The sequence below is a fragment of the Rhizobium acaciae genome, assembly GCF_025941625.1.
GTDB lineage: Bacteria > Pseudomonadota > Alphaproteobacteria > Rhizobiales > Rhizobiaceae > Rhizobium > Rhizobium acaciae.
Genome location: NZ_JAPCZO010000024.1, coordinates 52031 through 77934, shown reverse-complemented (window position 1 = coordinate 77934; position 25904 = coordinate 52031). Strand labels below are relative to the sequence as shown.

22 protein-coding genes are annotated in these 25904 nt (G+C 59.2%); 4 read left to right on the top strand and 18 right to left on the bottom strand.

Annotated features, from left to right (window positions below):
* Window positions 1-7: 7 nt before the first annotated feature.
* The 5 genes from OLZ32_RS30645 to OLZ32_RS30625 form a co-directional block, all read right to left on the bottom strand.
* On the bottom strand, window positions 8-2776 hold the full coding sequence (locus OLZ32_RS30645; RefSeq protein ID WP_264399181.1) for a glycoside hydrolase family 2 protein: 2769 nt from the start codon (window positions 2774-2776) through the stop codon (window positions 8-10).
* Window positions 2777-2881: 105 nt separating this feature from the next.
* Window positions 2882-4210: an extracellular solute-binding protein gene (locus tag OLZ32_RS30640; protein ID WP_264399180.1), complete on the bottom strand. Its 1329-nt coding sequence runs from the start codon at window positions 4208-4210 to the stop codon at window positions 2882-2884.
* Window positions 4211-4272: 62 nt separating this feature from the next.
* Window positions 4273-5118, bottom strand: a complete 846-nt coding sequence (locus tag OLZ32_RS30635; RefSeq protein ID WP_020486893.1) for a carbohydrate ABC transporter permease — start codon at window positions 5116-5118, stop codon at window positions 4273-4275.
* Entirely contained in the window at window positions 5118-6008 is an 891-nt protein-coding gene (locus tag OLZ32_RS30630; protein ID WP_003549443.1) for a carbohydrate ABC transporter permease, read from the bottom strand. Before OLZ32_RS30630 ends, OLZ32_RS30635 begins: the two co-directional genes overlap by 1 nt.
* Window positions 6005-7102, bottom strand: a complete 1098-nt coding sequence (locus OLZ32_RS30625; RefSeq protein ID WP_264399179.1) for an ABC transporter ATP-binding protein — start codon at window positions 7100-7102, stop codon at window positions 6005-6007. Before OLZ32_RS30625 ends, OLZ32_RS30630 begins: the two co-directional genes overlap by 4 nt.
* Before the next feature lie 129 nt (window positions 7103-7231).
* Here OLZ32_RS30625 and OLZ32_RS30620 point away from each other — a divergent pair, with 129 nt between their 5' ends.
* Window positions 7232-8248 (top strand): LacI family DNA-binding transcriptional regulator, encoded by a 1017-nt coding sequence (locus OLZ32_RS30620; RefSeq protein ID WP_028743324.1) that lies wholly within the window; start codon window positions 7232-7234, stop codon window positions 8246-8248.
* A gap of 159 nt (window positions 8249-8407) precedes the next feature.
* Here OLZ32_RS30620 and OLZ32_RS30615 read toward each other — a convergent pair whose 3' ends face one another.
* From OLZ32_RS30615 to OLZ32_RS30555, 13 genes are all read right to left on the bottom strand, one after another.
* Window positions 8408-9454 carry a LacI family DNA-binding transcriptional regulator gene (locus OLZ32_RS30615; RefSeq protein WP_264424245.1) on the bottom strand — a complete coding sequence of 349 codons (1047 nt, stop codon included), beginning with the start codon at window positions 9452-9454 and terminating at the stop codon, window positions 8408-8410.
* Window positions 9451-10734, bottom strand: a complete 1284-nt coding sequence (locus OLZ32_RS30610; protein WP_264399177.1) for a sulfatase-like hydrolase/transferase — start codon at window positions 10732-10734, stop codon at window positions 9451-9453. The genes OLZ32_RS30615 and OLZ32_RS30610 overlap by 4 nt, the downstream gene beginning before the upstream one ends.
* A 16-nt stretch (window positions 10735-10750) precedes the next feature.
* Window positions 10751-11587 (bottom strand): carbohydrate ABC transporter permease, encoded by an 837-nt coding sequence (locus OLZ32_RS30605; RefSeq protein ID WP_264399176.1) that lies wholly within the window; start codon window positions 11585-11587, stop codon window positions 10751-10753.
* Window positions 11587-12474: a carbohydrate ABC transporter permease gene (locus OLZ32_RS30600; protein ID WP_264399175.1), complete on the bottom strand. Its 888-nt coding sequence runs from the start codon at window positions 12472-12474 to the stop codon at window positions 11587-11589. The genes OLZ32_RS30605 and OLZ32_RS30600 overlap by 1 nt, the downstream gene beginning before the upstream one ends.
* Before the next feature lie 28 nt (window positions 12475-12502).
* Window positions 12503-13735: an ABC transporter substrate-binding protein gene (locus tag OLZ32_RS30595; RefSeq protein WP_264399174.1), complete on the bottom strand. Its 1233-nt coding sequence runs from the start codon at window positions 13733-13735 to the stop codon at window positions 12503-12505.
* Window positions 13736-13839: 104 nt separating this feature from the next.
* Window positions 13840-14787 carry a formylglycine-generating enzyme family protein gene (locus tag OLZ32_RS30590; RefSeq protein ID WP_264399173.1) on the bottom strand — a complete coding sequence of 316 codons (948 nt, stop codon included), beginning with the start codon at window positions 14785-14787 and terminating at the stop codon, window positions 13840-13842.
* 109 nt (window positions 14788-14896) lie between these two features.
* Window positions 14897-16534: an FGGY-family carbohydrate kinase gene (locus tag OLZ32_RS30585; RefSeq protein ID WP_264399172.1), complete on the bottom strand. Its 1638-nt coding sequence runs from the start codon at window positions 16532-16534 to the stop codon at window positions 14897-14899.
* Between the two features lie 55 nt (window positions 16535-16589).
* Complete coding sequence (locus OLZ32_RS30580; RefSeq protein ID WP_017992404.1) at window positions 16590-17318, bottom strand: SDR family oxidoreductase; 729 nt, start codon at window positions 17316-17318, stop codon at window positions 16590-16592.
* Between the two features lie 114 nt (window positions 17319-17432).
* The gene (locus OLZ32_RS30575; RefSeq protein WP_264399171.1) at window positions 17433-18155 is read right to left on the bottom strand and encodes an HAD family hydrolase; all 723 of its coding nucleotides are present in this window, start codon (window positions 18153-18155) and stop codon (window positions 17433-17435) included.
* Window positions 18156-18158: 3 nt separating this feature from the next.
* Window positions 18159-18887, bottom strand: coding sequence for a glycerophosphodiester phosphodiesterase family protein (locus OLZ32_RS30570; RefSeq protein WP_003549466.1), 729 nt, complete (start codon window positions 18885-18887; stop codon window positions 18159-18161).
* Window positions 18888-18915: 28 nt separating this feature from the next.
* Window positions 18916-19836: an ABC transporter permease subunit gene (locus OLZ32_RS30565; protein ID WP_264399170.1), complete on the bottom strand. Its 921-nt coding sequence runs from the start codon at window positions 19834-19836 to the stop codon at window positions 18916-18918.
* A gap of 2 nt (window positions 19837-19838) precedes the next feature.
* Window positions 19839-20804 carry an ABC transporter permease gene (locus OLZ32_RS30560; RefSeq protein ID WP_264399197.1) on the bottom strand — a complete coding sequence of 322 codons (966 nt, stop codon included), beginning with the start codon at window positions 20802-20804 and terminating at the stop codon, window positions 19839-19841.
* A 13-nt stretch (window positions 20805-20817) separates the two neighbouring features.
* Window positions 20818-22176: an extracellular solute-binding protein gene (locus OLZ32_RS30555; RefSeq protein WP_264399169.1), complete on the bottom strand. Its 1359-nt coding sequence runs from the start codon at window positions 22174-22176 to the stop codon at window positions 20818-20820.
* Window positions 22177-22332: 156 nt separating this feature from the next.
* On the opposite strand from OLZ32_RS30555, the gene OLZ32_RS30550 reads away from it, so the two are divergent.
* From OLZ32_RS30550 to OLZ32_RS30540, 3 genes are all read left to right on the top strand, one after another.
* Window positions 22333-23367, top strand: a complete 1035-nt coding sequence (locus OLZ32_RS30550) for a sn-glycerol-3-phosphate import ATP-binding protein UgpC (protein WP_003549474.1) — start codon at window positions 22333-22335, stop codon at window positions 23365-23367.
* Window positions 23368-23456: 89 nt separating this feature from the next.
* Window positions 23457-24482, top strand: a complete 1026-nt coding sequence (locus tag OLZ32_RS30545; RefSeq protein ID WP_264399168.1) for a sugar-binding transcriptional regulator — start codon at window positions 23457-23459, stop codon at window positions 24480-24482.
* A 182-nt stretch (window positions 24483-24664) separates the two neighbouring features.
* On the top strand, window positions 24665-25897 hold the full coding sequence (locus tag OLZ32_RS30540) for a protein-L-isoaspartate(D-aspartate) O-methyltransferase (RefSeq protein WP_017992409.1): 1233 nt from the start codon (window positions 24665-24667) through the stop codon (window positions 25895-25897).
* Window positions 25898-25904 lie beyond the last annotated feature (7 nt).

Sequence of the window (25904 nt, the reverse complement as noted above, 5' to 3'; positions counted from 1 at the left end):
GCTGAGCTCACGGTCTCGTGGCAAGAGCGAGGAGGCCATCGTAAAGCGCGGTGGCAAGCGGGTCGACATCCGGTGCCTCCTGGTGGAGGCGGAAGGTCGTCGCAACAAGCTTACCGCGGCCGAGCCGCTTTTCGATGATGAAGGCAGCGGGTTTGTGAACCCAGCCGATGACGACGCCGGCGTGCACGCGACCTTGGAATTCCCAAGGACGGAGGCCGGCCATCACCTGGTGCGGCGCGACGCCGGTGAAGGACAGGTCGAACAGCGGACTACCCGGCACATGGGCGAAGACACCATCCCGGCGCAACCAGGAGAAGTTGCCGACCCAATCCCCGCGCCAGATCGATTTGTGACGATTGACGAGATTGTAGCCGGGAAAACTGAAGTATGGCCCGGAAACCATGCCACCGGCACCCGGATCGATTTCAATCGACATCGGGCCATCGCGCGGCGGCGCGTCATCGCGCAGACGGCCGGGGGCCTTGTCGACGATCTGCAGCACCCGCTGGCCGGAATGGATTGCCTCGACGCGAGCGGCATCGATGTCCTTGGTGATGAAGACATCCGCCTCGTGCGGCGAGACGCTGACATGGCCAAGGGCCGACAACCTCTCGGAAATCCCGTCGTCGTTCGAAGCAAAGCGGATGGGGGGTAGCGCATCCCGTTTGCCGTAGACCGCGAGTGTCTCGAAATTCTGGGACAGCACGCTTCCATCGGGCGACACGACCTGGAACCGGGCCTTTTGGATCGCGGGCACCGGCACCGCATCTGCTGTTGTGGTGATCGGGGCATTGTGAACTTGCATCGGCGCCATGGCCGGCAGCGGTATCTCGCCTTTTTCAGCGCCAAATTCCCAGACGAGGCGACTGCCTTCGGGCAGTGCTGTTCCGCCGCTCGACACCTTGATGTCGAAGCTGGCCGTCTGCCCCTCATAGACGGCGTGGCGGGCAGCACCCGGCGCGATGACGATGTCGGAATTGACGGCCGGCAGCGCTTCGGCGAAGACGCGCGGATTGCGTGCCATGTCCATCAGCCCGTTGCCTTCCCAATGGACATCGGTGAGTTCGGTGATGACATAGCCTCCGATCGGCGCGTGCGTTCGGATGACTTCGATCTCGTATTTCAGGTTCATGTATTGATACCACTGCACCTGCTCGATGAACTGGCCGAGATCGCCAAAAACCTTCTCAAGGGCGAGTTCGCGGAAACGGGCTTCGAGGCCCTGCGGCAGTGCCGTTCCATCCGCCCAAGTGGCACCATAGGCCATCCACCAGGGGTCGCGGCCGTTCTTTTCGCGTAGACGGGCAGGATCGGGTAGACCCCAGACGCCGAACTCGGAGAGGACAAGCGGTTCCTTCCTCGTGCGCACCGCTTCCTTTTCGGTTGAGAAGGTCCAGTCGGCATTGCCGGCGAATTCGCGGCAGAGCGTGTCCCATTCCTCGCGCCGATCCACCGCCGTTCGGTAGAAGTGGTAGTCGTTGATGTCGGTCTTGACGTGGACGTTCGGGAAGCAGGCGGAATTGTCGACAACGAGCCGTAGCGGGTCTTCGACACGCAGCCAGTCGACCATGTCGGAAATCCATTGCCGCTGTTCGGCCGCTTCGCGCAGCCGAGTGCCCCAATCTTCATTGATCAGGGTCCAGATTACGATGGAGGGGTGATTGCCGTCACGGGCGAGAATACCTTCCATTGTCGTGCGCAGGCGCTCGGCGGAGGCCGGGGTGAAGGTCTCGATATTTGGAATTTCGCTCCAGATCAGCATGCCCAGCCGGTCGGCGACCTCGTAATAGCGCGGGTCCGGCACTTTGATGTGGCAGCGCAGGCAATTCAGTCCCATTGCCTTGGCCTTGCGCAACTGGTCTTCGAGCAGGTCGAGCGAAGGCGGCGCGCCGAAACCATCGGGATAATAATCCTGATCGAGCGCGGCGCGTAGATAAAGCGGCTTGCCGTTCAGATGCAGGAAGCCGTCCTTGGCTTCGAAGCAGCGAAAGCCGAAACTTTCCTGCCGGCTGTCGATCTCGACGCCGTCGGCGCTGAGGATCGTTGTGATCGTATAGAGGTTCGGGCTGTCCGGCGACCATGGCGCGACGGCATCGAGCTGGATCGAATGTTCGAGCGTATCTCCCGCAGCCGGAATGTTTCCGGTAAAGACTGGCATGCCCTGCGGGCCGATGATCTCGATTTTCAGCGAGCCTGCAACCATGCTCGCAAAGCGGGCTTTAAGATCGAGCCTAGCTTCCGGCCAAATCGGGTCGAGGCGAAGCGATGAGATGTGAGCGGGATCGCGGGCCTCGATGAGGACGGGCTGCCAGATCCCGCCTTGCGGGCCATACCAGCTCTGCTTGCCATGCGGGATCTCCGCAAAATCGGCGCCACTCTCGTTGCGATGGGCATCCGGCAGGCAGGCCAGGACCTCGACAGTGTTCTCTGCCTGCAACAGAGTGGGTGGGATCACGAATTCGAAAGGAAGATAACCGCCTTCATGACGGCCGATCTCGGTGCCGTTGATGGAGACAGTGGCCAGATCGCTGACCGCACCGAAGCGGATGGCGATTTCCCGAGCCGACCATTCCGCGGGGAGCCTGAAGGTCCTGCGATAGGTTGCCGATCCGAAGCTGACGGCGAGATCCTCGAAACAAGCTTGCCAGTGCGCCGGCACCTTTGCGTGCCGCCAAGCACGATCGGTCTCGTGGCGGAACTCCCAGGTCCCATCAAGGGAAAGTGTTTCGCGGAGCGGCGTGTTCGCTGGGGCGAGCGACTGGGAATAGGCGTTCATCGGTTGTCCTTGGAAGATCGGTTTTTTTCGATTGGGGTTCCGGGATACGCGCGGCCTGGCGCGTATCCCGGTGGGAGACCACCCCCTCAGGAGGGGTTGGAGGCACTAGCGATTGCGACGCAGGACGCGCTCGACGCCGGCCTGCATCGCTTCAAGCGTCGCCTGCGGATCGGTGCCTGTCAGCCACATCGCGTTCAAGTCGGTGATCATCGCGTTGTAGACGGCACGTTGGTTCTGGATCTGCGGCAGTGACGTGGCATTTTTGGCAGTGTCGGCAAACTCGGCGCGATGCGGCAGGGCCTTGAACTCTTCGGAATTCAGAACCGACTGACGGGTCGACAAATGGCCGGTGCGCGACCATTGGAAGTTGTTGTCGTTTAGAAACTTGAGGAAGGCGAGAGCGGCTTTCGTCTTGTCTTCGCTGCGATCGTCGTCCTTCGGGATGACCCACATATGGCTGTCGGCCCAGACGGAGGGCTTGGCGTAGAGTTGCGGCACATTGGCGACGCGATAGTCCTTGAGGGCCACTTTTCCGCTCTTGGCCTGGGTATCGTAGTTGTCGACGCCCCAGGTGCCGTTGATCAGAATCCCGGTTTCGCCGTTGAGGAACGCCTGTTCGGAGCCGGGATAATCCAGCGCCGGATTGGCAAGACCTTGCGAGAATATCGATGAGATCAGCTTGGCTGCGTTCAGCCCTTCCGCTGTATTGATGCTGGCCGTCTTGCCGTCGGCGGAGAGGACATCGACGCCCTGCTGCCAGAGAAGCGTGTCGAACAGGCGCACCATCATGCCTTCCGAACTCTGGGCTTCCGAACCGATGTAGTACTTGCCGGTCGCTTCCTTGAACTTCTTGCCCTGCTCGAGCAGTTCCTCTGGCGATTTCGGCAGGATCGGCGAGCCGTCTGCATTCACAAGGCCCGCTTTCTTCATCAGGTCCATGTTGACATGGAAGAGCAGCGCATGAAGGTCGTATGGGAGGGCATAAATTTCATTCTTGGCGGTAGCGTTCTTCAGCGCCGCCGGTACGAAGTCGCTTGTCTGGATGCCGAGATCGGCAATCGGTTTGGTCAGCGGCGTCAGGAGATCCCGGTCCGAAAAATTCGGCATTATCGAGGCGTGCATGACGGCGACGTCAGGGATGTTGCCGGTGGAATAAGTCGCGGTCAGCAGGTCGTAATAGGCGCCCCATTCGGCCGTCTGGGTGACGACCTTGGCGCCGATGGTGTTTTCTGCGTTGAACTTGTTGGTGAGCGCGGTGATGATGCCGCATTCGCCATTGGCCTTGGTCACGTCTGTCACCTCGCCGTATTCGCCTTGGCAATCGCCGAAGAAGCGGAAGAACGAGATGTCGACTGCTTGGGCTGCTCCTCCCCAGAGCGCAGTCATCAGTGTCGTGGCGAGCGCCAGACGTTGCAGCATTTTCGTCTTGTGCATCATATCCTCCTTGCGATGCCGTTGCGAAAAACCCGTCCCGGCATGGCCGGTCGGGCCGGTGCCTATTTGCCGGCGCTCATGGCAACACCTGCCACGATGAAGCGCTGGAAGATCAGGAACAGAAGAACGATGGGCAGGCTGGCAAAGACCGCCGATGCCATGACAGCGCCGATGCCCTCCGAGAAAGCGAAGTTGGTCTGGATCGAGGCAAGGCCGACCGTGACCGTGTACATGTCGGCCTTGGTCGCCGAGACGAGCGGCCAGAGAAAGTCGTTCCAGGCGAAGATGAAGGTGAACAGACCGAGCGTGGTCAGTGCAGGCACGGAGAGCGGCAACATAATCTTCAGAAAGATCGTCAGCCGTGAGGCGTGATCAATGGCGGCCGCTTCCTCCAGTTCTTTCGGAACGCTGCGGAAGAACTGCATCATCAAAAACACGCCGATCGGCACGGCGACGCGCGGCATGACCAGTGCGAAGTGGGTATTGTGCAGTCCCCAGCCCGAGACCATCGTGTGCAGCGGAATGAACACTGCCTGCTCGGGTACCATCAGGCCGGCAATCACGAGTATGAACAGCGTCTTCTTGAAGGGGAATTCCAGGCGCGCGAACGCATAGCCGGCCATAGACGAGACGACCAGAACCATAATCGTCATCGTTACCGAGACGATGAGACTGTGCATCAGCCAGCGCGGCACGGTATCGAGCTTCAGGAGGCCGATATAATTATCGAGGGTGAATGGGACCGGCAGGAAGCCTGCCGTGGAACGCATCAACTCGGTATTCGGTTTCAGCGACATGGCGACGACCCAGATGACGGGCAGAAGCCAGAGGATCGCAAAGGCAATGGTCGCGGCGAGGATGAGAACGTCCGTGGCGCGGCGCAGGCCGCTTGTGCGTGCGCTTGCCATTATTCGTCCCCCCTGCGGCCGAGCCAGAGCTGCAGCATTGTAAAGCCAAGCATCAGGATGAAGAGCCCGAAGGACATGGCCGTGGCGTAACCGACCTGCCAGTCGCGGAAGCTCGTCTCGTAAATGTACTGAACCAGCGTACGCGTCCGATTGGCGGGCCCGCCCTGTGTCATCAGGTGGGCCTGACCGAAAATCTGGAACTGACCGACGATCTGCAGGACCAGAACCAGGAGCACGGTGTGACGGATCGACGGCAGGGTGATGTTTTTCAGGACGCTGAACCGACCGGCATGATCGAGTTCGGCCGCTTCGTAAAGTTCCGGCGGTATCTGGCTTAGTGCCGCCAGAAACAGCGCCATGGGGAGGCCGACACCCCACCAAAGCGTCGTCAACGCAATCGACGGCATGGCGAGCGTCGGGTGCCCGAGGAAATTGATGGGCTTGACGCCGATGAGATTGAAGAGCGGCACCAGCAGGCCGTTGTCCGCAGACAGCACCATCGACCAGATCAGCGTCACGACCGATACCGAAAACACGCTCGACATGAAGAACACGGACCGCAGAACACCCTTGAGCCGCCCCTGCCCGAACACGGCAAGAGCCAGTACCAGGGCCAGTGCTGTCATGGTCGGCACGGTCATGGCGACGAAGGCCAGCGTATTGCCCACGGTCTTCCAGAAGATCGTGTCGAACCACATGTCCTCATAGTTGAGGAGGCCGATATATTTCCGGTAGTTGCCGGCAAGCTCCCAGTCGTGGAGGCTGATCCACAAGCCCTTGAAGAAGGGGTAGACCAGGAACGTCGCGTAGATCACCGCGAAAGGCGCGAGGAAGATGTAAGCGGCGAGTGCATCGCGCCTGCGCGCGGCGGTCAGGCTGCTGGTGCTCATGCCCCACCCACTTCAGCATGCAGGGTGATCGAGACCTTGTTTGCATCGAAGACGTGGCGCGTACCGGGACCGATCGCGAAACGGGCGACGGAGCCGATCGAAGGCGCTGCGCCGCCGCGCAGTTCGGAGACGATGGCGGTGCCATCAGCAAGTGTCGCATAGACAAGTTGCAACGAGCCGAGCTGCTCAACGACATCAACGATACCGCTGAGCGCTCCTTCATCGGCCGGCGACAGGATTTCCGGCCTCAGGCCGATTGTCACCGTGTCACCTTTGGCGGGACTGGCACGAACCTTGGCAGTGAGGCGGGCGTCTCCCGCACAGGCGAGTTCGACCGCTTCGCCGTCGACGGCTGTAACTGTTGCCGGGAGCAGATTGATGCGCGGCGCACCGAGGAAACCAGCTACGAAGGCATTGGCTGGGCGCTCGTAAAGCTCGATCGGCGCGCCGACCTGCTCGATCTGCCCGTCCCTGAGGACCACGATACGGTCTGCCATGGTCATGGCTTCCGTCTGATCGTGCGTGACGTAGATCATGGTTGCGGCAAGGCGGTGGTGGAGCTTGGCGATCTCGGTGCGCATCGAGACGCGAAGAGCGGCATCGAGATTGGAGAGCGGCTCGTCAAACAGAAAGACATCCGGTTCGCGCATGATGGCGCGGCCGATCGCAACACGCTGACGCTGGCCGCCGGAAAGCGCCTTGGGCTTGCGGTCGAGATAAGGCTCAAGCTGGAGAATGGCGGCGGCTTTATCGATGCGTGAGGCGATTTCTGCCTTCGGCGTACCAATATTGCGCAGGCCGAAGGCCATGTTCTCGCGAGCTGTCATATGGGGGTACAGCGCGTAGTTCTGGAAGACCATCGCCACCCCGCGATCGCGGGCGGCCATGTCATTGACCCGGTTGCCGCCGAGCAGGACGTCGCCGCCGGTGATGGTTTCGAAACCGGCGATCATGCGCAGAAGCGTCGATTTCCCGCAGCCGGATGGTCCGACAAAAACCAGGAACTCGCCGTCGTTGATCGAAAGCGAAATGTCACGGATGACATTCACCGTGCCATAGCTTTTGGACACCCCAGCGAGCGTTACGCCTGCCATGCACCCCTCCCAGAGTGATTAGTTATAAATCACTGGTTATAACTAAAATTATTATCAAGCAAGCCCTCGCCGCTTTTGCGTTCGTAAAACTTCGTGCTAAGCGGATAGTCAGTCTTGCAAGGGGTTCGCGTGATCAAAAAGCCGACGATGTCCGACATCGCTGCCGCCTGCGGCGTCTCGCAGGCGACCGTGTCGCTTGTGCTCAACAATGCTCCGGGAACGCGCATATCGTCGGCAACGCGCGAGGCTGTTCTAAGTGCGGCGGCCAGGATGGGTTACAGGACGCAGGCTCGGCGCATCGACCGGCGTCCGCTGATTGCCATGCTCATCAACGAGGTGACAAGTTCGCCCCATGTCGCCGGCCTGATCGACGGAGCCGGAGAGGCGGCAAACGAGCTGGGCTATCTGCTCTCGGTGATGCCGACCGACGCCGACGAGGAGGCAGAGCAGGCAGCTCTCAGCCATCTCGCGACGCTGCCCGCTGCGGGCATCATCTATGCGCGGCTGATTACGCAGCAAGTGACGCTTGCTCCGCAGCTCGCGGAATGGCCGACCGTACTTTTGAACTGCTATACGGTCGACAAGCCCCTGCCGAGCGTGGTGCCCGGAGACCTGTCGGCTGTCATGAAGGCAACGCTGTCGCTGATCGATGCCGGGCATACGCGCATTGCTTATATCGGTGGCGAGGACGCGATCGAAGCTTCTCGCGAGCGCATCAAGGGTTATCGCCGAGCATTGACGATGCGCGACATTCCTGTCGACAACCATCTTATTATCAAGGGGCGTTGGACGATTCAGGGAGGCTATGCAGCCTTCAAGCGCCTGCAAGCGCTCGATGACCGGCCCACGGCAATATGCTGTTTCTGCGACCGCATTGCCATGGGTGTCTATGAAGCCGCGAAGGAAGCCGGCCTGTCCATCCCGCGCGACCTTTCGGTCATCGGTTTCGACAATGAATCCTATTCCGGCGATATGCTGCCGCCGCTCACGACGATGCAACTGCCCCATGCCGACATGGCGCGCTATGCCGTCGAGAAGCTTGCAGAGATGATCGCCGCGCCGCGGATGCGGCATGACAACCACAAGGTCAAGCTGGAGTGCGAAATGATCGTGCGCCAGTCGGTCGCGCCAATAGACGCCGTATAGGCCGGATGCCAGGGTGGATTCCCCGGTTGTTCACAAGCGCTTCCTCGGATGAACGGCGCACGGGACCCAACGCTGTGGCAGTGCCGGTGCATTTGGTTGTCCGCACCCCCGGGCTGGTGCCGACAGCTGGAGAGGAGCTGACTGCTCAGCTCCGATAGTTTAAGCACTCGCTCGCAGGATATACGTCCAGTTCGTGTGGAACGCTCTGGGCGGCTGACGCTCGCTTGTCGCAATGCTATCTATGAGATAGCGCCCCGCTTCCTCCAACGATCCCCATTCCGGGCCGATCGTGGTGAGGCGCGGCTCGCAATAAAAGCCTTCCTCCGCATTGCCACATCCCACGACGGCGATCTCCCGGGGCACATGGATACCCAGACGGGAAAACTCCTCGATTACCGTTACGGCAGTATAGTCCGACTCGACAAAAACCGCTGTTGGGCGTCGCTCGAGCGCCACGATCTTGCGCGCGCAGTCGGCGGCTAATGATCTTTCGCTGGCCCCCACCATTGTGTCGATGACGACATCACTATTGTGCCGCCTCCGGCGGTCCATGATGACCTGAAGACGGTGATTGGGACTAAGGCCGGTATTTTGAACATAGGCAAATATTCGGTGCCCTTTCGAAATGAGATCCTCGAATGCGGTTTCGAGCGCCGCCACGAGGCCGTTGTTCAGCACGCTGAATCGCTTTGATCGGGCCGTCGGATGTATGATGAGACAATCTTTGCCCATGCCGGCGAAAACTGCGTCGACCTGTTCTTCGCCCAGATACTCAACGTCAGCGACCACACCATCGGCCAAGCCGGCTTCCACCTCCGCAAGGATTTTCTGCAGCTCAGCGATGTTCGATGCCGTTGACACGATTGGCAGCAAACCACGTTCTACGGCAGCCTGGCCCAGATCCTGCACCATCTTATCGGCGTAAGGGATGCCGAGTTTTGGCAGAATGATGCACAGGCGCTCGCTCTTCTGGCGGCGCAAATGACGCGCAGTCTTGTTTGGCACATATCCAAGCGCCTCGACCGCTGCTCGGATACGCTCCCTGGCCTCTGGGCCGACACGCTTCAGATGTTCGGCTCTGTCACTGAAGTAGAAGGAAACGGCTGCTGTAGAAACGCTTGCATGGCGCGCGACGTCAGCGACCGTCACGTTCCTCTCGTTGGACACCGGCTGCAACGGCCGCGCCTGTTTCCCGTGTTCATTCATATCGGCGTTATCGTCGGTAGAGGTTCACCTGCGTCGGCGATCCGGCGTAGGAGTTCCGTTCGCAGGCTCTCGCGAACGTCCTCGAATTCGCCGTGCCTGCAAAGATTATCCAGCTCATACGGATCCTTTTCGAGGTCGTAAAGATGGGTCTCGACATAAGCGGAACCGTTCATGTCGTCCCAGCCACTCAGTTCCGGTCCACCCACCTCGTATTTCCAGCGCCTGGTCCTCAAGGCCCGTCCGACATGGCTCTCGCTTATTTGCACGAAAATACTCTCGTTCTCCAACGGAGAATCTCGGAATATCGACCGTCCTTGCATCTCGTCCGGCACCGGCAAACCGGCCGCCGCGAGCAAAGTTGGGGGAAGATCGATAAGACTTGCCAATCCCTCGTAGGGGTCGCGGTTCATAAATCCGGGGCCATGAAAAAACGTCGGAACTCTGATCGATGCCTCATGGCACGATCGTTTGTATTCCTTGTTTCTCGTCTTGAAATGGCAGCCATGGTCCGACGTGAACAGGATCACAGTGTTGTCGAGCTGCTTGAGACTGATCAACGTATCGACGAGCCGCCCCAGCGCTTCGTCAAGCCGCTGTATCATTCCCATGTAGCCTGGATAATGCTCTGAGGACGATCCGCCAAGCATGGCCAGATCCGGGGGCAATTCCATTTTCTCTCGGATACGCTCCTCGTAGCCAACCGGAGCTGGATAATCATCAAACTCGTTTTGGTGGTGTGGCTCGATGAACGAGAGAAACAGGAAGTACGGTTTGTCCCGCGGCTGGGCGACATAACGAATTGCGGCGTCTGTCAAAGCGTCGACCCGGTAGCCCGGCAGCTTCACCGCCTCGCCTGCCGCATTAAACATGGTGGTGTCGTAAGCATAGGACGTGAACTCCAGGATGTTGGACGCCAACCAGTGCTGATATCCACCTCGCTGCTCCGGCGGCACCGGTTCCCTGGAGGCAAGATGCCACTTGCCGATATAGCTCGTCTCGTAGCCGCCCTTGGCGAAATGGTGGGCGAGCGTCTTCTGTTCCGGAGGAAGCGGAATGTCGTTTCGAAAGCATCCGGTCGTCGTCGGATAGAGCCCGGTCTGAAGCGCGGAGCGGGCCGGACCGCAAACGGGCTGGCAGGTAAACGAATTGGGAACAAACATGCCTGCTTGGGCCAAACGGTCGAAATTCGGCGTAAGCCTGAGTGGATGGCCGTGCAGTCCAACAGTGTCCCAGCGCTGCTGGTCCGTGAAGAATACGATGACATTCGGAGAAGAGTTCATGGTGGTCCTCATTCGACTATTTCATCCCGGACATCATCACCGATTGGACGAAATAACGCTGCATAAACACGAACAGCAGAAGGCTCGGGACGAAGAGAATGACGCCGCCCGTTGCAGTCAAATTCCACTGTGTAAAGAATTCGGAATTGAACAGAGTGAGCCCTGTGGTGATCGGCCGCATTTCGACCGAGCTGACGACGACCAGCGGCCAGAGAAACTCGTTGAACTGAAAGACGAATGTGAGAAGCCCGAGCGTGGCCATAGGGGGGCCAAGCTGCGGGAGAACGATTGCACGATAGATCCGCCACTCCGACGCTCCATCCAGCCTTGCCGCATCGAGAAGCTCCGAAGGGACTGGCCGGATGAACTGGCGCATCATGAAGATGCCATAGGCGCTCATCGCAAACGGCATGATGAGCCCCTGATAGGTGTTGAGCCAGCCGAGCTCCGCCGTGAGAATATAAAGCGGGATCATTCTGATGAAAAAGGGCAGCATCAGGGTCGATAGCAGGGCGGCAAACATGAAGCGCCGGCCCGGGAATTCAAGCTTGGCAAACACATACCCGATCAGCGGATCGAATAGGAGGTGGAGCACTGTTATGCCTCCGGCGATCACGAAACTATTGACGATGAAGCGGGCAAAGGGAGCTTTGTCCCAAATCGTGATGTAGTTCGAGAACCGCAGGTCCGAGGGAATGATAACGGGCACGCCGCTGAACAGATCGGCATCGCTCTGCAGCGACAACGACACCATGTAGAAGAAAGGAAAAAGCGCCAGGACCACGAAGAATGCGAGCACAAGATAAGTGATCAGAGACGTTGCGACCGGGCGCTGGTTTACCACACCTGCCATCAGTAGGAGATCTCCCGGTTCAGAAAGCGAAACTGCAAGGCAGTGACGACCAGGATGACGATCAACATCAGAAATGACAGCGCCGATGCATAACCGATGTTGAGTTCGACAAAAGCCGTTTCGTAAACATGCAGCGCGTACAGTCTTGTCGCTTCGGCAGGGCCGCCGCCCGTCAAGAGATATGGGGCCGAAAGGTCCTGGAGGTGGGCGATCATGCTGATGACGGCGAGAAAGAGCGTCGTCGGCGTCAGCAGCGGTACGGTAATGCGAAAAAACTTCTGCCGGGCCGATGCCCCATCGACGTCAGCCGCCTCATAGAGATCCTTGGGAATCGATTGAATCGCCGCAATGTAGATCAGCATCGCATATCCGATATCCTTCCACACCGTGACTGCGATGATGGTTGGCAAGGCGGTCGACGGTGTGCTCAGCCAGTTCTGCATCGGCAGCCCCAGGGAGGCCAACACTGCATTCAGCATGCCGGTGTATGGGTCGAGAATGCTTTTCCACATCAGCGCGACAATGACGAAGGAAATGATGTAGGGGAAAAAGATGATCGCCCGGATCGTCGTTGCAGCCTTGACGGGTCCGGCGAGGAGGGCGGCCAGGCAAAGGGCAGGCAACAGAGTCCCGATCGTTCCGCAGATTGCGAAGACAGCAGTCCGGATGAAGGCATCGCGAACCCTCTCATCCGTCAGCGCCTGCATATAGTTGTCAAATCCGGCGAATTCGGAGTCACCGATCAGCGGCTGCCCGCGAAAGAAGCTGGCCCAGAGTTCAACGGCGATCGGGTAGAAGAAGTAGACGGTGAAATAGAGGATCGCCGGCGACAGCACGATGTAGGCAAACGTTGCCTGACGGCCTTGGTGGCTGTTCAAGAACTTCATGCCGGCGATCTCCGGTTCTACGTTTTCGTCACTTTTTCTGAAGTTCTGTGTTTGCCTTCGCAGCGTAGTCCGACAGCACTGCCTGGGCGGGCTTGTTATTGTAGAGAATGTCCTGAACAGCCGCTTTGAAAAGGTCCTGAACAGTCGCATTCTTGCCCGTCAGGGAGAGTTCCGCCGACGAATCCACGGCGTATGGGAGGCACTGGCTGAATTTCCCGAGCACCGGGTCGGACTTGACCTTTGGATCGGCAGCCCAGGATTTGCGCGGCATTGTCATGCCATTTGGTATCGAGGCGGCGAGTTCGGCATCAAGCGAGACGAAGCGCTTCAACAGATCCCACGCTTCCGCCGGATGCTTGGCATCCTTTGGAATGAAGAGGCTGACACCTCCGGACATCGTAGCCTGATCCTTCTCCGTCAGCGAAGGCGCAACATCCCAACGCAGTTTCGGATTGCCTGTTTTGATGGGTCCGACATCCCATGGCCCTGTCAGGATCATGGCTGCCCGTCCGGCCGTGAATAGCTTTTGCGGCCCCTCATAATCAGCGCCGGCGACAGGAAGGGTGGCGGCCTTGTCCTTGTGGATCAGATCGGCGACGAACTGCAGCGCTTGCGCGGCTTCGGGGCTGTCGAAGGTCACCTTATTGGAGGCTTTGTCGTAAAACTTACCGCCGTTTTGATAGATCCACGGCGTGAAGTACGCTGCCACCTGGTTGGGAGCGAAGCCAAATCTTCCGGTCTTCGTTACTGCGATGGCAGCGTTGCGGAACTCTTCCCAATTGGCGGGCGGCTTTTCAAAACCTGCCGCTTTCAGCAGATCGACGTTATAAACCAGCGTCGCGCATGTCAGGTGTAATTGGACGCCGTAGTACTTTCCGTCGATGGTATTTCTCGCCACCGAAAAGTCCTGCCAGTCATCAGGATAACCCATCGCCTTTCCGTCTTTGGCGACGAAGTCGTTGAGGGCGGTTATTCTTCCTTGCAACGCGAATTCCGGCACCCAACCGCCAGGTTCGGCAACAAGATCCGGCGCGTTGCCAACAGACAGGTCGGCCACCAGCTTCGTGCGCAGATCCGGCCATTGAAACCGGCCCCACTCCACGGTCCAGCCGGGATGATCCGCTTCGAACTGTTTGATGACGTCGGCATAAGCTTGGTAGGCGTGGCCGGCGTTCCAATAGATTTTTAGAGTTTCGGCCTTTGCTGATGCGCAAAGCGCAAGGCCAAGTGCGGTAACGGCTATGCGATTGACGAGTTTCATCTGTCTCCTCCTAGCGCAATGCTGGCCGTATGTCGCAGGACGGCCCTCCTCAAGAACGTCCTGCAGCCAGTAGGTTAATGGATTAACTTAACTTGCTCGAACTGTCAATCTGCCGATGAGTTGACGTCGAAAGCGATGCGAAAGCCGATGTGCCCGGTCGTGGAGTCGCCTGTGCTGCCCATTCGAGCAGCGATGCGGTAGCGATGGCAATAAGACGCGTGACAAAGGTAAGAGCCGCCTTTCAGAACTCTTTTCCATTCCTGTTTGGATGCCGAATTGGCTGAGTTTGCCGCTTTTCGGAGAGACCGAACGCGGAATGGATCGGCGGTCCATTCCCAACAGTTTCCGACCATATTGTGGAGACCATATCCGTTGGGTTCGAAGGAGAGTGCCGGCGCTAGGCCGGCATACCCGTCCGCAGCGGTATCAAGGTCGGGAAAACGTCCTTGCCATATGTTGCAGGGGGTGAACGTCTCGGTCGGTTGTTCATCGCCCCATGGGTAAACGGGCTGGTCGAGGCCGCCGCGTGCGGCGTGTTCCCACTCAGCTTCGCTCGGCAATCGCCCGCCCGCCCAGTGACAATAGTCCGACGCATCCTGCCAGGAGATGTGCACGACAGGAAAGTTCCCGAGCTTTTCAAGCGACGAACCTGGACCGCTTGGGTAGGCCCAATTTGCGCCCTCGACCTTCCGCCACCATTCGGCGCCGACTACTCCCGATGTCGGAATATTTCCATCGAGGAATTTATAGAAAACGTAGGACCAGCCAAGTCGCTCCGCCTCGGTCACATATCCGGTTGCCTCGACGAACCGCCCGAATTCTTCGTTGGTGACTGCGCCGACAGAAAGTTCGAACGCGTTTATTCGAACCGACCTGACCGGCCCCTCACCGTCTTGAGGCAACAAAGGCTGGCTTGTTCCGACCGAAACGCGACCACCTTCAATTCGGGCAGTTTGCAACACCGGACGGGATGAAGCAGAATGGATCGAGGTCCGCGGTCCCTGCGGAACGTCCTGTCCGCCCATCGATTGAAAACCACAACAACGCGCCATCAGCCCACCTCCTACAGCATCGCAGATCTAAGCTTACAAAAGGGGCTGATGGAACCATAATCCCGCGGCCCTCGAGCTACCGCGCCGCCTGGCTTGGCGTTGGGACATTTTAACTGTCGATACGCAGCTTGCGCGCCAGCGCCTGAAGCTCCTTGAACCCTTCATAGCGTTTATGATGAATGTCGGGGATCGCCCCTTCTGATGGCAGGAATGTCGTTTCGACCGCCGAGAGTGTCGTCATCGCTTCGCGCACATCCGCAAACAGCCCGCCGGCGACAGCGCCCAGGATGGCCGCCCCCAGGAGCACCGGTTCCTCAGCCTTTGTCGCGATGACCGGCTTGCCGCTCGCATCGGCGAGCAGCTGTCGAACGAAATCGTGCTGGCCGGCGCCACCGCTGATGACGATGTTTTCAATGGTAACGCCCGCATCAGCCTGCGTCTCGATGATCTGCCTGAGGCCGTAGCCGATACCGCAAAGCCCTGCGACGTAAAGAGAGACCAGGCTGCCGATATCGTCCTCCATTCCGAGACCGGCAATGACTGCGCGGGCATGCGGATCGGCAAAGGGCGCGCGGTTGCCGAGGAACTCAGGAACGACGTGCAGCCCGGTCGCAAGCGTGACGGCGTCGGCAGAACGGCCCGCCTTTCGGGCGGCCATATCTGCGAGCAGAACCGGCAGCGGAACACCCGCCCTCTTCGAAAGCTCCCTCGCTTCCGCGGCAGCCGGATGGAAGGAGAGCAGCTGGTCGATCGCCGCGCCGGCGGCACTCTGGCCACCCTCGTTCAGCCATAGTCCCGGCACCATGGCCGAAAAATAAGGCCCCCAGACGCCGGGCACGAACGACGGTTCAGCTGTCGATGTCATCGTGCAGGAGGAAGTGCCGAAAACATAGGCCAGATTGGCTTGTGGATCGGTACCGATGCCAACGGTTCCTATTCCCCCCGCATGGGCGTCGATCAGTCCGGCAGCGACGGGCGTTTCCGGCTTCAGGCCGAGTTCGCCGGCTGCAGCTGCGGTCAGTCCTTGACCGAGGGCCGAACCGGGCTCGACGATAGCCTGACCGATGCGGGCAAACTTTTCGTCGGCGAGCATGCCGAGGCCGATCTGGTGAAAATAATCGCCATCCCAGCGCTTTTCATGGGCGAGATAGGTCCACTTGCAGGTGACCGTGCAGGTCGAACGCGACAGATCGCCGGTCGCCCGCCAGGTCAGGAAATCTGCAAGGTCGAAGAATTGCCAGGCGGCATCAAAAACCTCAGGGCGATTTTCCCTCAGCCAGAGAAGCTTGGGCGTTTCCATCTCAGGCGAGATGCGGCCGCCGACGTAACGCAGGACGTCATGGCCGAGCGCATTGATGCGCTCCGCCTGCGGGACGGCGCGGTGGTCCATCCATACGATGATGTCCCGGTTCGGATCTTCCGAAGGCCCGACGGGAAGCGGCTTGCCGCCTTCGCCGAGGACGACGAGCGAACAGGTGGCATCGAACCCGAGCCCCATGACGGACGCCGGATCGACCCCGGCCGAGGAAACCACTTCGCGCACTGCCGCGCAAACCGCCGCCCAGATCTCGGTACTCGATTGCTCAACCATGGAACCCGGTTCGTGAAACAGGGTGATATTCCGCTTGGCGGACGCAAGCATCCGGCCGGTCAGGTCGAACAAGCCGGCACGGGCGCTGCCGGTGCCGACGTCGACGCCGATGACATGTTTGGCATCTGCTTCGGGCGTGCGAGATGTGTCGCTCATGGTCTCTCCTTTGAAATCGGCAAGGATCAGGCTAACTGCAGTCTGGGGCCGGTGTTTACAGATCCACACTATTTGGCAGAATCACCAGATCGCGGACGGTCACATTACGCGGCCGCGACAGCATGAAAAGGACGGCGTCGGCCACTTCTTCCGGCTGCATCAGGCTGCCATTGGCCAGCGCCTCCTCCATTTTCGCCTTCGGCCAGTCGTCGAGCAAGGCCGTGACGACAGGTCCTGGCAGCACTGCACCGACGCGGACGCCATGCTGCGCCACTTGCCGGCGCGTGGAATGGACGAAGGCCTGAACTGCGAATTTCGAGGCCGTGTAGATCGGCTCCCATGCGACCGGCACGACGCCTGCGATCGAGCTCGTAAACAGGATGTCGCCGGACTTCCGGGCAATCATGTGCGGCAGCACCGCATGGACCGAGCGGAAGGCGGCGTTGATGTTGAGATTTAGCATGCGGTCCCAGGCGTCCGGGTCGCCATCGACAACGGGACCGCCAATATAGGCGCCGGCATTGGCGTGGAGAATGTCGAGCCCGCCGGCCACGTCAAGAATGCGAGGCAATATGCCCGAGACCTGCTTTCCATCGAGAAGATCGATGACGAGCGGCAGAGCGCCCCTGCCGATCTCCTTGCAAAGAGCTTCGAGCTTGTCCCTGGCGCGGTCGATGAGCACGACCGTCGCACCTGCGGCGTGGAGGCTGCGCGCACATTCCAAACCGATGCCCGATGCGGCACCCGTAATGGCGGCAACCTTGCCTTTCATGAGATCAGACATGAGAAATACTCCTTGCAGAAGCGGATGGCGCGCGTTCACAGCTGACACGAGAGCACCCGAACCAGACGCCATCGGGTGAGACCGGGAATGAAAGGTCTTTTGCGACGGAGACCCTCACAGCGTGCCTCCGATCTCCTCCAGGATGGCGACAAGCTGCTCCGCCCCCATGGCAACGGCAAATGCTCCAGCTGTCACCAATGCCGTATGCCGGTCAGGTCTCGGATCGGCCGGGTCGACAAATCCAACGGCCGTCATTCCTGCGGAAACGGCTGCCGCCACGCCATGACTGCTATCGTCGATCATGACGCATCTGGAGGGACGGGCTCGAAAACGCTCCGCGCAGTGTAGCAAGAGATCGGGCGCGGGCTTCGGCCGGGCGACGGCTTCGGCACTGAAGACCCCCTCCCCAAACGCGCTCCACAGATCCAGTATGCCCAAACTGTTGCGAAGCCGCTGCATCGTGCTGTTTGACGCAACGCATTTTGGCCGTTGAAGACCGTAGACGACATCGGCAATGCCGGGGATCGGCAGCAGCGAGCGAGAAAACTCCTCGAATAGACGCTGGTGCCATGTTTCAAACAGCGCGGGGATTTCGACAAGCCCATAATCACGCCGGCACATCTCGCCGATGATGCTTTCTGAATTGCCGGTAAATTTGAGATGAGCCTCTGCGGCGGTGATTGCAACGCCGGCACCTTGCAGAGTCTCCGCCAATGTGCGGCTGGCAATCGGCTCGCTATCGATCAGCACGCCGTCGCAATCGAAGATCACGAGATCAATGTTTTCCAAGGCTTGGCGGCCCGGCATAGTGGGGCAATCGACGCGGCTATCGAGCATGTCTCACCTCCGCGCCTGCAATGCCAGATCCGGCCGGTCCGTGGTGATCTGCCGGATCGGTTTGGCAAGCCAGTATTCGAGATCGCCGATGTCGTTTGGGACCCAGGCTCCAAGCCGCTCGACCGGCACGAGTTCGGTAATCTGCTCCCATTGTGCCGCAAGCAGCGACTTCTCGACGGCGATGATATCGGAACATTCCTTCAGCAAGCTGAGGCCGTTCATCAGGCCGAGACGCTCGGCCGACTTGGAATCGAACGACGACAAAGTGCGGATATGTGGAGCAACCTTGCGTATGTCGGCGAGCACGTCCGGATGAAAGCTGGTGAGAATTGACCGTGTCGCCAAAGCAAGACGGTCGACCGCGGCGGCTGCCTTGGCGGCGAGCCCCTCATAGGGCTTTCCGTCGGCATTGGTTTTCAATTCGATATGAAGCTCGAGCGACGTGTCCTTGAAGACGGCGAGGACCTCTTCCAATGTGGGAATGGTCTCGCCGTCGCTCTCTTTGAGCCGCACCGCGCGATTTTCGCCGGGGTGAAGGTCGGCGACCAGCCCGTCGGCGTCTGTCGTTCGCTCCAGCGTCGGGTCATGAATGACAAGTACTTCCCCCGATCGCGTCAGATGAATGTCGAATTCGACACCGTCTACCGGCATTTGCGCGAGTTTACGAAAGCCCGAAAGACTGTTTTCGGGCCAGAGATTGCGACCACCGCGGTGGCCGATGATATACACCATTGTCTGATTATCCTTGAAATTCGGGATGTTACTTTCCGGAGTCCACCAGTCCCTTGGTGAACCAGCGCTGCATGAAGAGAATGACGGCCGCAGGCGGAAGCATGACGAGAAGTGCCGCACTCATCGCGATGTTCCAGGCAGGTGCTGAGTCCGAGACGGGAACGAGCTGCTTCAGTCCGAGGACCGCAGTTCCCATCTCCTTGTCCGTCGTGAAAAGCAGCGGCCACAAATACTGGTTCCAGCCATAGAGAAACAGGATGATCGACAGGGCCGCGATATTGGCGCTCGAGAGTGGAAGGAGAATGTCCTTGAAGAATTTCAGCGGGCCGGCTCCATCGAGCTTGGCCGCCTCGCAAAGTTCATCGGGAACGGTCAGGAAGAATTGCCGGAAAAGGAAGGTCGCGGAGGCAGAAGCGATGAGCGGCAGGATCAGGCCGGCGTAGCTGTTGACCATGTTCCACTTCAGGGATGCTTCGATACTGTATCCGGTGAGCCCTTCAACGACACCGGAAAGACCGATCGACCCGGCCAACCAGCGCAGCGGCCCGGCAGCATCGGCGACCGCTTCATAGGTCGGGATGATGCGGACCTCGACCGGAAGCATCAGCGAGACGAAAATGAGCCAGAATGCCGTCATGCGAAACGGGAAGCGAAAATAGGTGACGCCAAATGCAGCGACCAATGAGATCGCCAGCTTTCCGATCACGATGCCGGCGGTGACGATGATCGAATTCAAAAACAACCGGGAGAACTCGCCCTGCTGCCAGGCGGCGGCAAGGTTCTCGATAAAATGGGAGCCTGGGATCACCGGGAACGGTGCCTGCTGAACCTCCTGCAACGTCAATGAGCCGGCGACGAAAGCGAAGTAGAGGGGAAGGCAGACAAAGACCGCGCCAATCAGCAGTATGGCATGGCAGAAGATCGAAAGACCGAGATGACGTTCGGGCATGATTACACCTGGTAATTGACCTTGCGCTCGAGGGCGCGGAATTGAACGACGGTGAACAGGATGGCAATGAACATCAGCAGCACGGATTGCGCGGCCGACGACCCGAGGTCCAGTTGCACGAAACCATCCTGGTAAACCTTGTAGACCAGGCTGTTCGTTGCGCCTGCCGGGCCACCGCGTGTGACCGCGTCGATAATGCCGAAGGTTTCAAACAGCCCGTAGACGAAGTTCATCACCACGAGGAAGAAGATCGTCGGTGAGATCAGGGGAAGCGAAATTGTGAAGAAGCGCCGGACCGGCCTTGCGCCATCGAGCTTTGCCGCTTCCAGCAGTGAAACGGGCACGGCCAACAATGCGGCGACGAGAAAGATATAGTCATAGCAGACATTCTTCCAAACCGACGCGATGGTCACCAGGAGTTGCGCATCGAAAGGGCGCCGGTTCGGATCCCATTCGAAACCCAGACCATGCAGAAATTGAGCGACCGGCCCGACCGCAGGATTGAACAGGAAGGCCCAGATCACGCCTGAAATCACCGGAGCGATCGCGTATGGCAGAAGGATGATGCTTTTATAAATTCCCCTGCCCCTGATCACGAAATCGGTTGCAAATGCAAACAAACCGGCAAGCAGAAGCGTTGCAGCATTCTGTGCGAGGATGAACCAGAGCGTGAATACCGCACTGCTTCGATATTCCGGACTTGCGAACAGATTGTAGAAGTTTTTCAGCCCGACGAAGATCTGCGTGCCGCCGAACGGGTCGACCTGAACGAAGGCCAAAGACAGTGCCTTGTAAGATGGTATGAAAAAGAAGAACAACAGGATCAGCAGCTGCGGCGCGACAAGTCCGAAGGCGAGCCACGGCCTGTTGAAGTGAGCGGACTTCAATCCAGCATCCGATGACGGCACGATCAGGCGACGCGCCGAAAGAGCGTGCGGGATGCGAAGGCGCCGGGTGGCGCCTCCCATCTTTGCGAGGGTCTTACTTTGCTGCATGAAGCTGCTCATACTGCCGAAGGATCTGGTTTCCGCGGGCCGCCGCAGCATCCAGTGCCTGCTGCGGCGTCTTCTGTCCGGTCCACACGCCCTGGATCTCCTCGACCAGAAGCGCCATCGACTGGTTGTGATTGCCAAAGCGGAAGCCGCGCGAATTGTCGGTTGGCGTGCCGCGCGTGAGTTGGAGAATGGCGACCTCGCGGGTCGGATGTTCCTTGAAATAGCCCTCGGATTTGGCCTCTTCGTAGGCGGCATTCGTCACCGGGACATAGCCGGTTTGCTTGCTCCACCAGACTTGCGTCTTCGGCAAAGCGACAAAATTCAAGAAGGCCGCAGCGCCGGCGTATTCCTCGTCCGACTTGCCTTTCAACACCCAAAGCGCTCCGCCGCCGATGGTGCTGTTCTTGGGCTCGATACCCTCTTCATGCGGCAGGAACGTCGCGCTCCATTGAAATTTCGCACCGCTTTCGACAGCCGCATGTGCCGCGGTCGAGGCCACGTAGGTCGAGCAGGTGCCGGAGGTGAAGAGCTGGTCGGGAGAGAGACCTTGCCCGGCGATCTGCAGAATCCCATCGTCGAGCCACGTCTTGAGGCGTGTCACCTGACCGACGATCAGCGGGCTCTTGTTGAAGATAAATTCGGTATCGAGACCGCCGAAGCCGTTTGCCTTGGTACCGTAGGGCTGGTCGTGGATCGCGGCATAGTTCTCGATCAGGCTCCAATAGAAGTCGTTCGCAAGCGCCATCTGGCACTTTGAAATTCCCTTCTCCCTGATAGCGTGCAACTGCTTGTCGAGTTCCTGCCAGGTCTCGGCCGGCTTGTCGAAGCCGGCTGCCTTGAAGTGATCGGCATTGTACCAGAAGATCGGTGTGGAGCTGTTGAAGGGCAATGCCGCCGGCTTGCCGTCGACCAGATAAAAGCCCGCTACCGGAGCGATGAAATTGTCCCAGTCGATCTTGTAGCCTTCCTTCTCCATAAGCTCCGGCACCGGGATGATGGCGCCGGAATTATACATGGTCAGAAAGCCTCGCTCGGCGGCTTGGATAAGCACGGGCTGCTGACCGACCCGATAGGCGGCCACCATCGCCGCCATGGTTTCCTCGTAATTGCCTTTGCTGATGCCAACGAGCTCATATTTGTCCTGCGAGGCATTGAAGTCCGAAATCAGCTGGTTGGTGATCTCGGCCAGGCGGCCGTTTGCTGCGTTCCACCACTCGATCTTGACACGATCGGCTGCGCTGGCGTCGCCTGCATTGGCCAATCCGAGCGTCATAAGTGCAGCGCCTGCCGCGAAGGACCTGAATATCCGTCCTATGCGGGCGCCCATCGAAAACTCCGTCGTCATTTCGCTTTCCTCTCCATTGCCGTTTGTGTTCGCCGATCGGCGCGTCCAGCGCCGATCAACCCCTCCCAAGGTGGCGATAAAAACAAGGTTGGGGCTACTTGTTACAAATGTCAATAGCGTGTTACAAATGTATGACGATATCAAAGGGAGGATACTTTGGCAGCGATCGAACTGATTGACCTGAAGAAAAATTACGGCCCCGTCTCCGCGGTGAAGGGGATCAATCTCACCGTCGCAGATGGCGAAATGATCGTGTTGGTCGGACCGTCGGGATGCGGAAAGTCGACCTTGCTTCGTATGATCGCCGGCCTTGAAGCCATAAGCTCCGGGCACCTCAGGATCGCTGGAAGCGATGTTGGCCATGTCGATCCGGCCGACCGCAACATCGCCATGGTGTTCCAAAACTATGCGCTCTATCCTCACATGACCGTTCGGCAGAATCTCGAATACGGCCTTAAAAATCGCCGTATCCCTCGCGGCGAGATTGAGCGGCGGATCGCCAACGCCGCCGGCATTCTGGAGATTGGCGAATTCCTCGAGCGGCGCCCCCGCCAGCTATCAGGCGGACAGCGCCAGCGGGTTGCCATGGGCCGCGCCATCGTCCGCGATCCCGCCGCCTTTCTCTTCGATGAGCCGCTGTCCAACCTGGATGCGAAGCTGCGTGTGCAAATGCGCGTCGAAATTCGAAGACTGCAGCGACAGCTTAAAACGACAAGCCTGTATGTGACGCACGACCAGCTCGAGGCCATGACGCTTGCCGACAGGCTGGTGGTCATGAACGGTGGCCGGATCGAGCAGATCGGAACACCGATCGAGGTGTACCGCCGTCCTGAAACGGTGTTCGTAGCAGGGTTCATCGGCTCGCCGCCGATGAACCTGATCGATCTCGATGAGCTTGGCCCCTGCCAGCTCGCACTTCCCAGGGATACCGATGTCATCGGCATTCGGCCGAGTGCAATCAATCTCAGCAGCGGTTCAGCGCATGATCTCCGTTTCGACGCCTCCGTTGAATTGATCGAGACCGTTGGCGATGAGAATAACGTCCATTTGCGCATCGATGGCGCGGACAAACGCGTCGTTGCCAGCGTTTCCACCAATCAGCGCCTGCAGGAAGGCGATCGGATTTCGTGTCACGTGGGAATGGATGGCCTGCATCCCTTCAACCGGGCGACCGGGCGTCGAACCGATTGACAGGGCAAGCAAACGGCATCCAACCGTCACAATTGACAACCGCAGGGATTCGCGATCCATAGCCGTCAAAGCGGAGGCGCAGATATTGCATGACGCAGAATAGAAATTCTCCATTCGCCCCCGTTGCCCTCCCAGATGAGCAAATGCAGGTGCGCGTGGTTTGGCTCTATTACATGGAGGGGCGCACGCAAGGTGAAATTGCCGAAGCACTTTCAACCAACAGGCTTCGCGTCAACAAGATCATCGCAGAAGCGCGCCGTTCGGGCCTGGTCACGATCACGCTTAATTCGCGGCTGACATCCTGTGTGGCTCTGGAACAGCAGTTGGCAGCGGAATTCTCGCTCACCCGGGCTATCATCGTGCCGACTCCTGAGGATGAGGACCTCATCCCCGTCCTGCTCGGTCAAGCGGCAGCGGATTATCTCGTTCAGCTGCTGAACGGCGGCGACATTCGCGGCATCGGCGTCGGATGGGGAGCGACGCTCCGCGAAATGGTGCGTCATATGCCTTCACAGCGGCGACCCGAAATCTGTGTCAACTCGGTCATGGGCGGACTGACGCATGGCATCGAAATCAACACGTTTGATATCGCGAGCGACCTTGCCCGCCAGCTCAATGCCGAGTGTTCCTATCTTGCCGCGCCCATCTACGCCGGCAGCCCCGAGTCGCGCACGGCGATCGTCAGACAAGACGTCTTTGAAGCGGCCTTTCGGCAGATCGAGGCCAATGACGTCATCGTGCTCAGCATCGGCGACATGACCGAGCGCTCGCTGCTGATGCGCTACGGCCTGCCGAGCAACATCAACATAGAAGAGCTTGTCGCAGCCGGCGCCTGTGGTGATGTGCTTGGCCAGTTTGTCGATAAAACCGGGCGCCCGATCGAGCATCCGATCAACAGGTGCGCGATCGCTCCCGAGTTTGAGGTGTTACGCGCCATTCCCAATGTCGTCTTCGCATCGGGCGGCCTGAACAAGGTTCACGCAATTGCCGCGGTTCTATTGTCCGGCCTTGGAAACGTGCTGATTTGTGATGAAGCGACCGCACGGCAGGCACAACGTATTGCTATCGATTTGAGGACGCGCGGCGGGGAGCCGAGCATCGAAAGCTGCTCCTGACGCGCCTCTCCGGCCATTGATGTCAATGGCTTTGCCCTGAAGATTTTTAAATCCGCTTTGACAGGCTCGACGCTTGCCGAAAAACTGCTGATCGCAGGAACTCCCCAGTCGCCCATTTGTTTTATATTCTGCACCGCCCGGAAATTTGCTCAAGCCGCAATCGGCGACAGTGGAGCGGATCCATGGATATGACGCGCATCCGAGATCGCATGGTGGAGCACCACGTTACGCGTCGTGGCATTCGCGATCCAGGCGTGACCGAAGCCATGCGCACGGTGCCGCGCGAAAAATTCGTTCCTCCAGGCTCCGAGGAATTCGCCTATGAGGATGCGCCGCTGTCGATCGGCGAGGGGCAGACAATTTCGCAGCCGTTCATCGTGGCGCTGATGCTCGAAAAGGCCAATCTGAATGCCGGTGACAAAGTGCTCGAGGTCGGAACGGGCTCCGGCTATGCTTCGGCCCTGATCAGCCTGATAGCAAGGCATGTCTACTCCATCGAGCGCCATGAAAAGCTGGCGCTTCAGGCCAGGGAACGGTTCGAGAAGCTCGGATATCGCAACATCGACGTTCGCGTCGGCGATGGCAGCAAGGGCTGGGCGAAAGCCGCTCCGTTCGATGCCATTATCGTTTCTGCGGGCGCACCCGAGGTGCCAACCGCCTTGAAAGAACAGCTGCACCTTGGAGGGCGGCTCATCATCCCGGTCGGCGGCGGTGAAGGGCAGCGCCTGAAACGGCTCACACGCACCGGCGCCGCCGCATTCGAGGAAGAAGATCTCGGCGGGGTGCTCTTCGTTCCCTTGATCGGCGAAGACGCATGGACAGCTTCCCATCCGATGTACACGGCGACGGCCTCCTCATTGCCGGGAACGTTTGCCTCCGAACCAAGTTCTCCGCGAAACGCAAAGGCAGGGAGCATGGGAAAGATACACAAGTTGCCCGCGTTGCCGGAAGGTGTGCTCGATCATAGCGAATTTCAGCAAAGGTTCTGGGCTGTTCAACGTATTTCCTGGATCGTGTTCACGCTTCTTTTAGTGACCTGCTTGCTGGGATTGCTGGGAAGAGGCGGTCCGTTTTCGCGGCAGACACTGCTGTTGTCCGAAGGATCCGTGGATTTTCCCGTCATCTCCCGATGGAATGCCCCCGAGGACATGACCGTGACCTTCACGCCGTCATCCGAAGATAGGGTCTTCACGATCGATGCCGCCTTTCTTCAAAGCTTTTCAGTTCAGGGCATCGATCCGCCCCAAAAGGCGACCTTCGCGCGCGACGGCCGGATAGGTTATGTGTTCCCCGCCGACGCGGCTGGGCCGACGCAGATCGTCTTCCGTCTGCAAACGCAACTCCCCGGCCCTCGTCGCGCCCTCATCGGCTTGGGCGGCGAGACGCGCACCCAAACGACTTTCATCTTTCCATGAGGGCGCC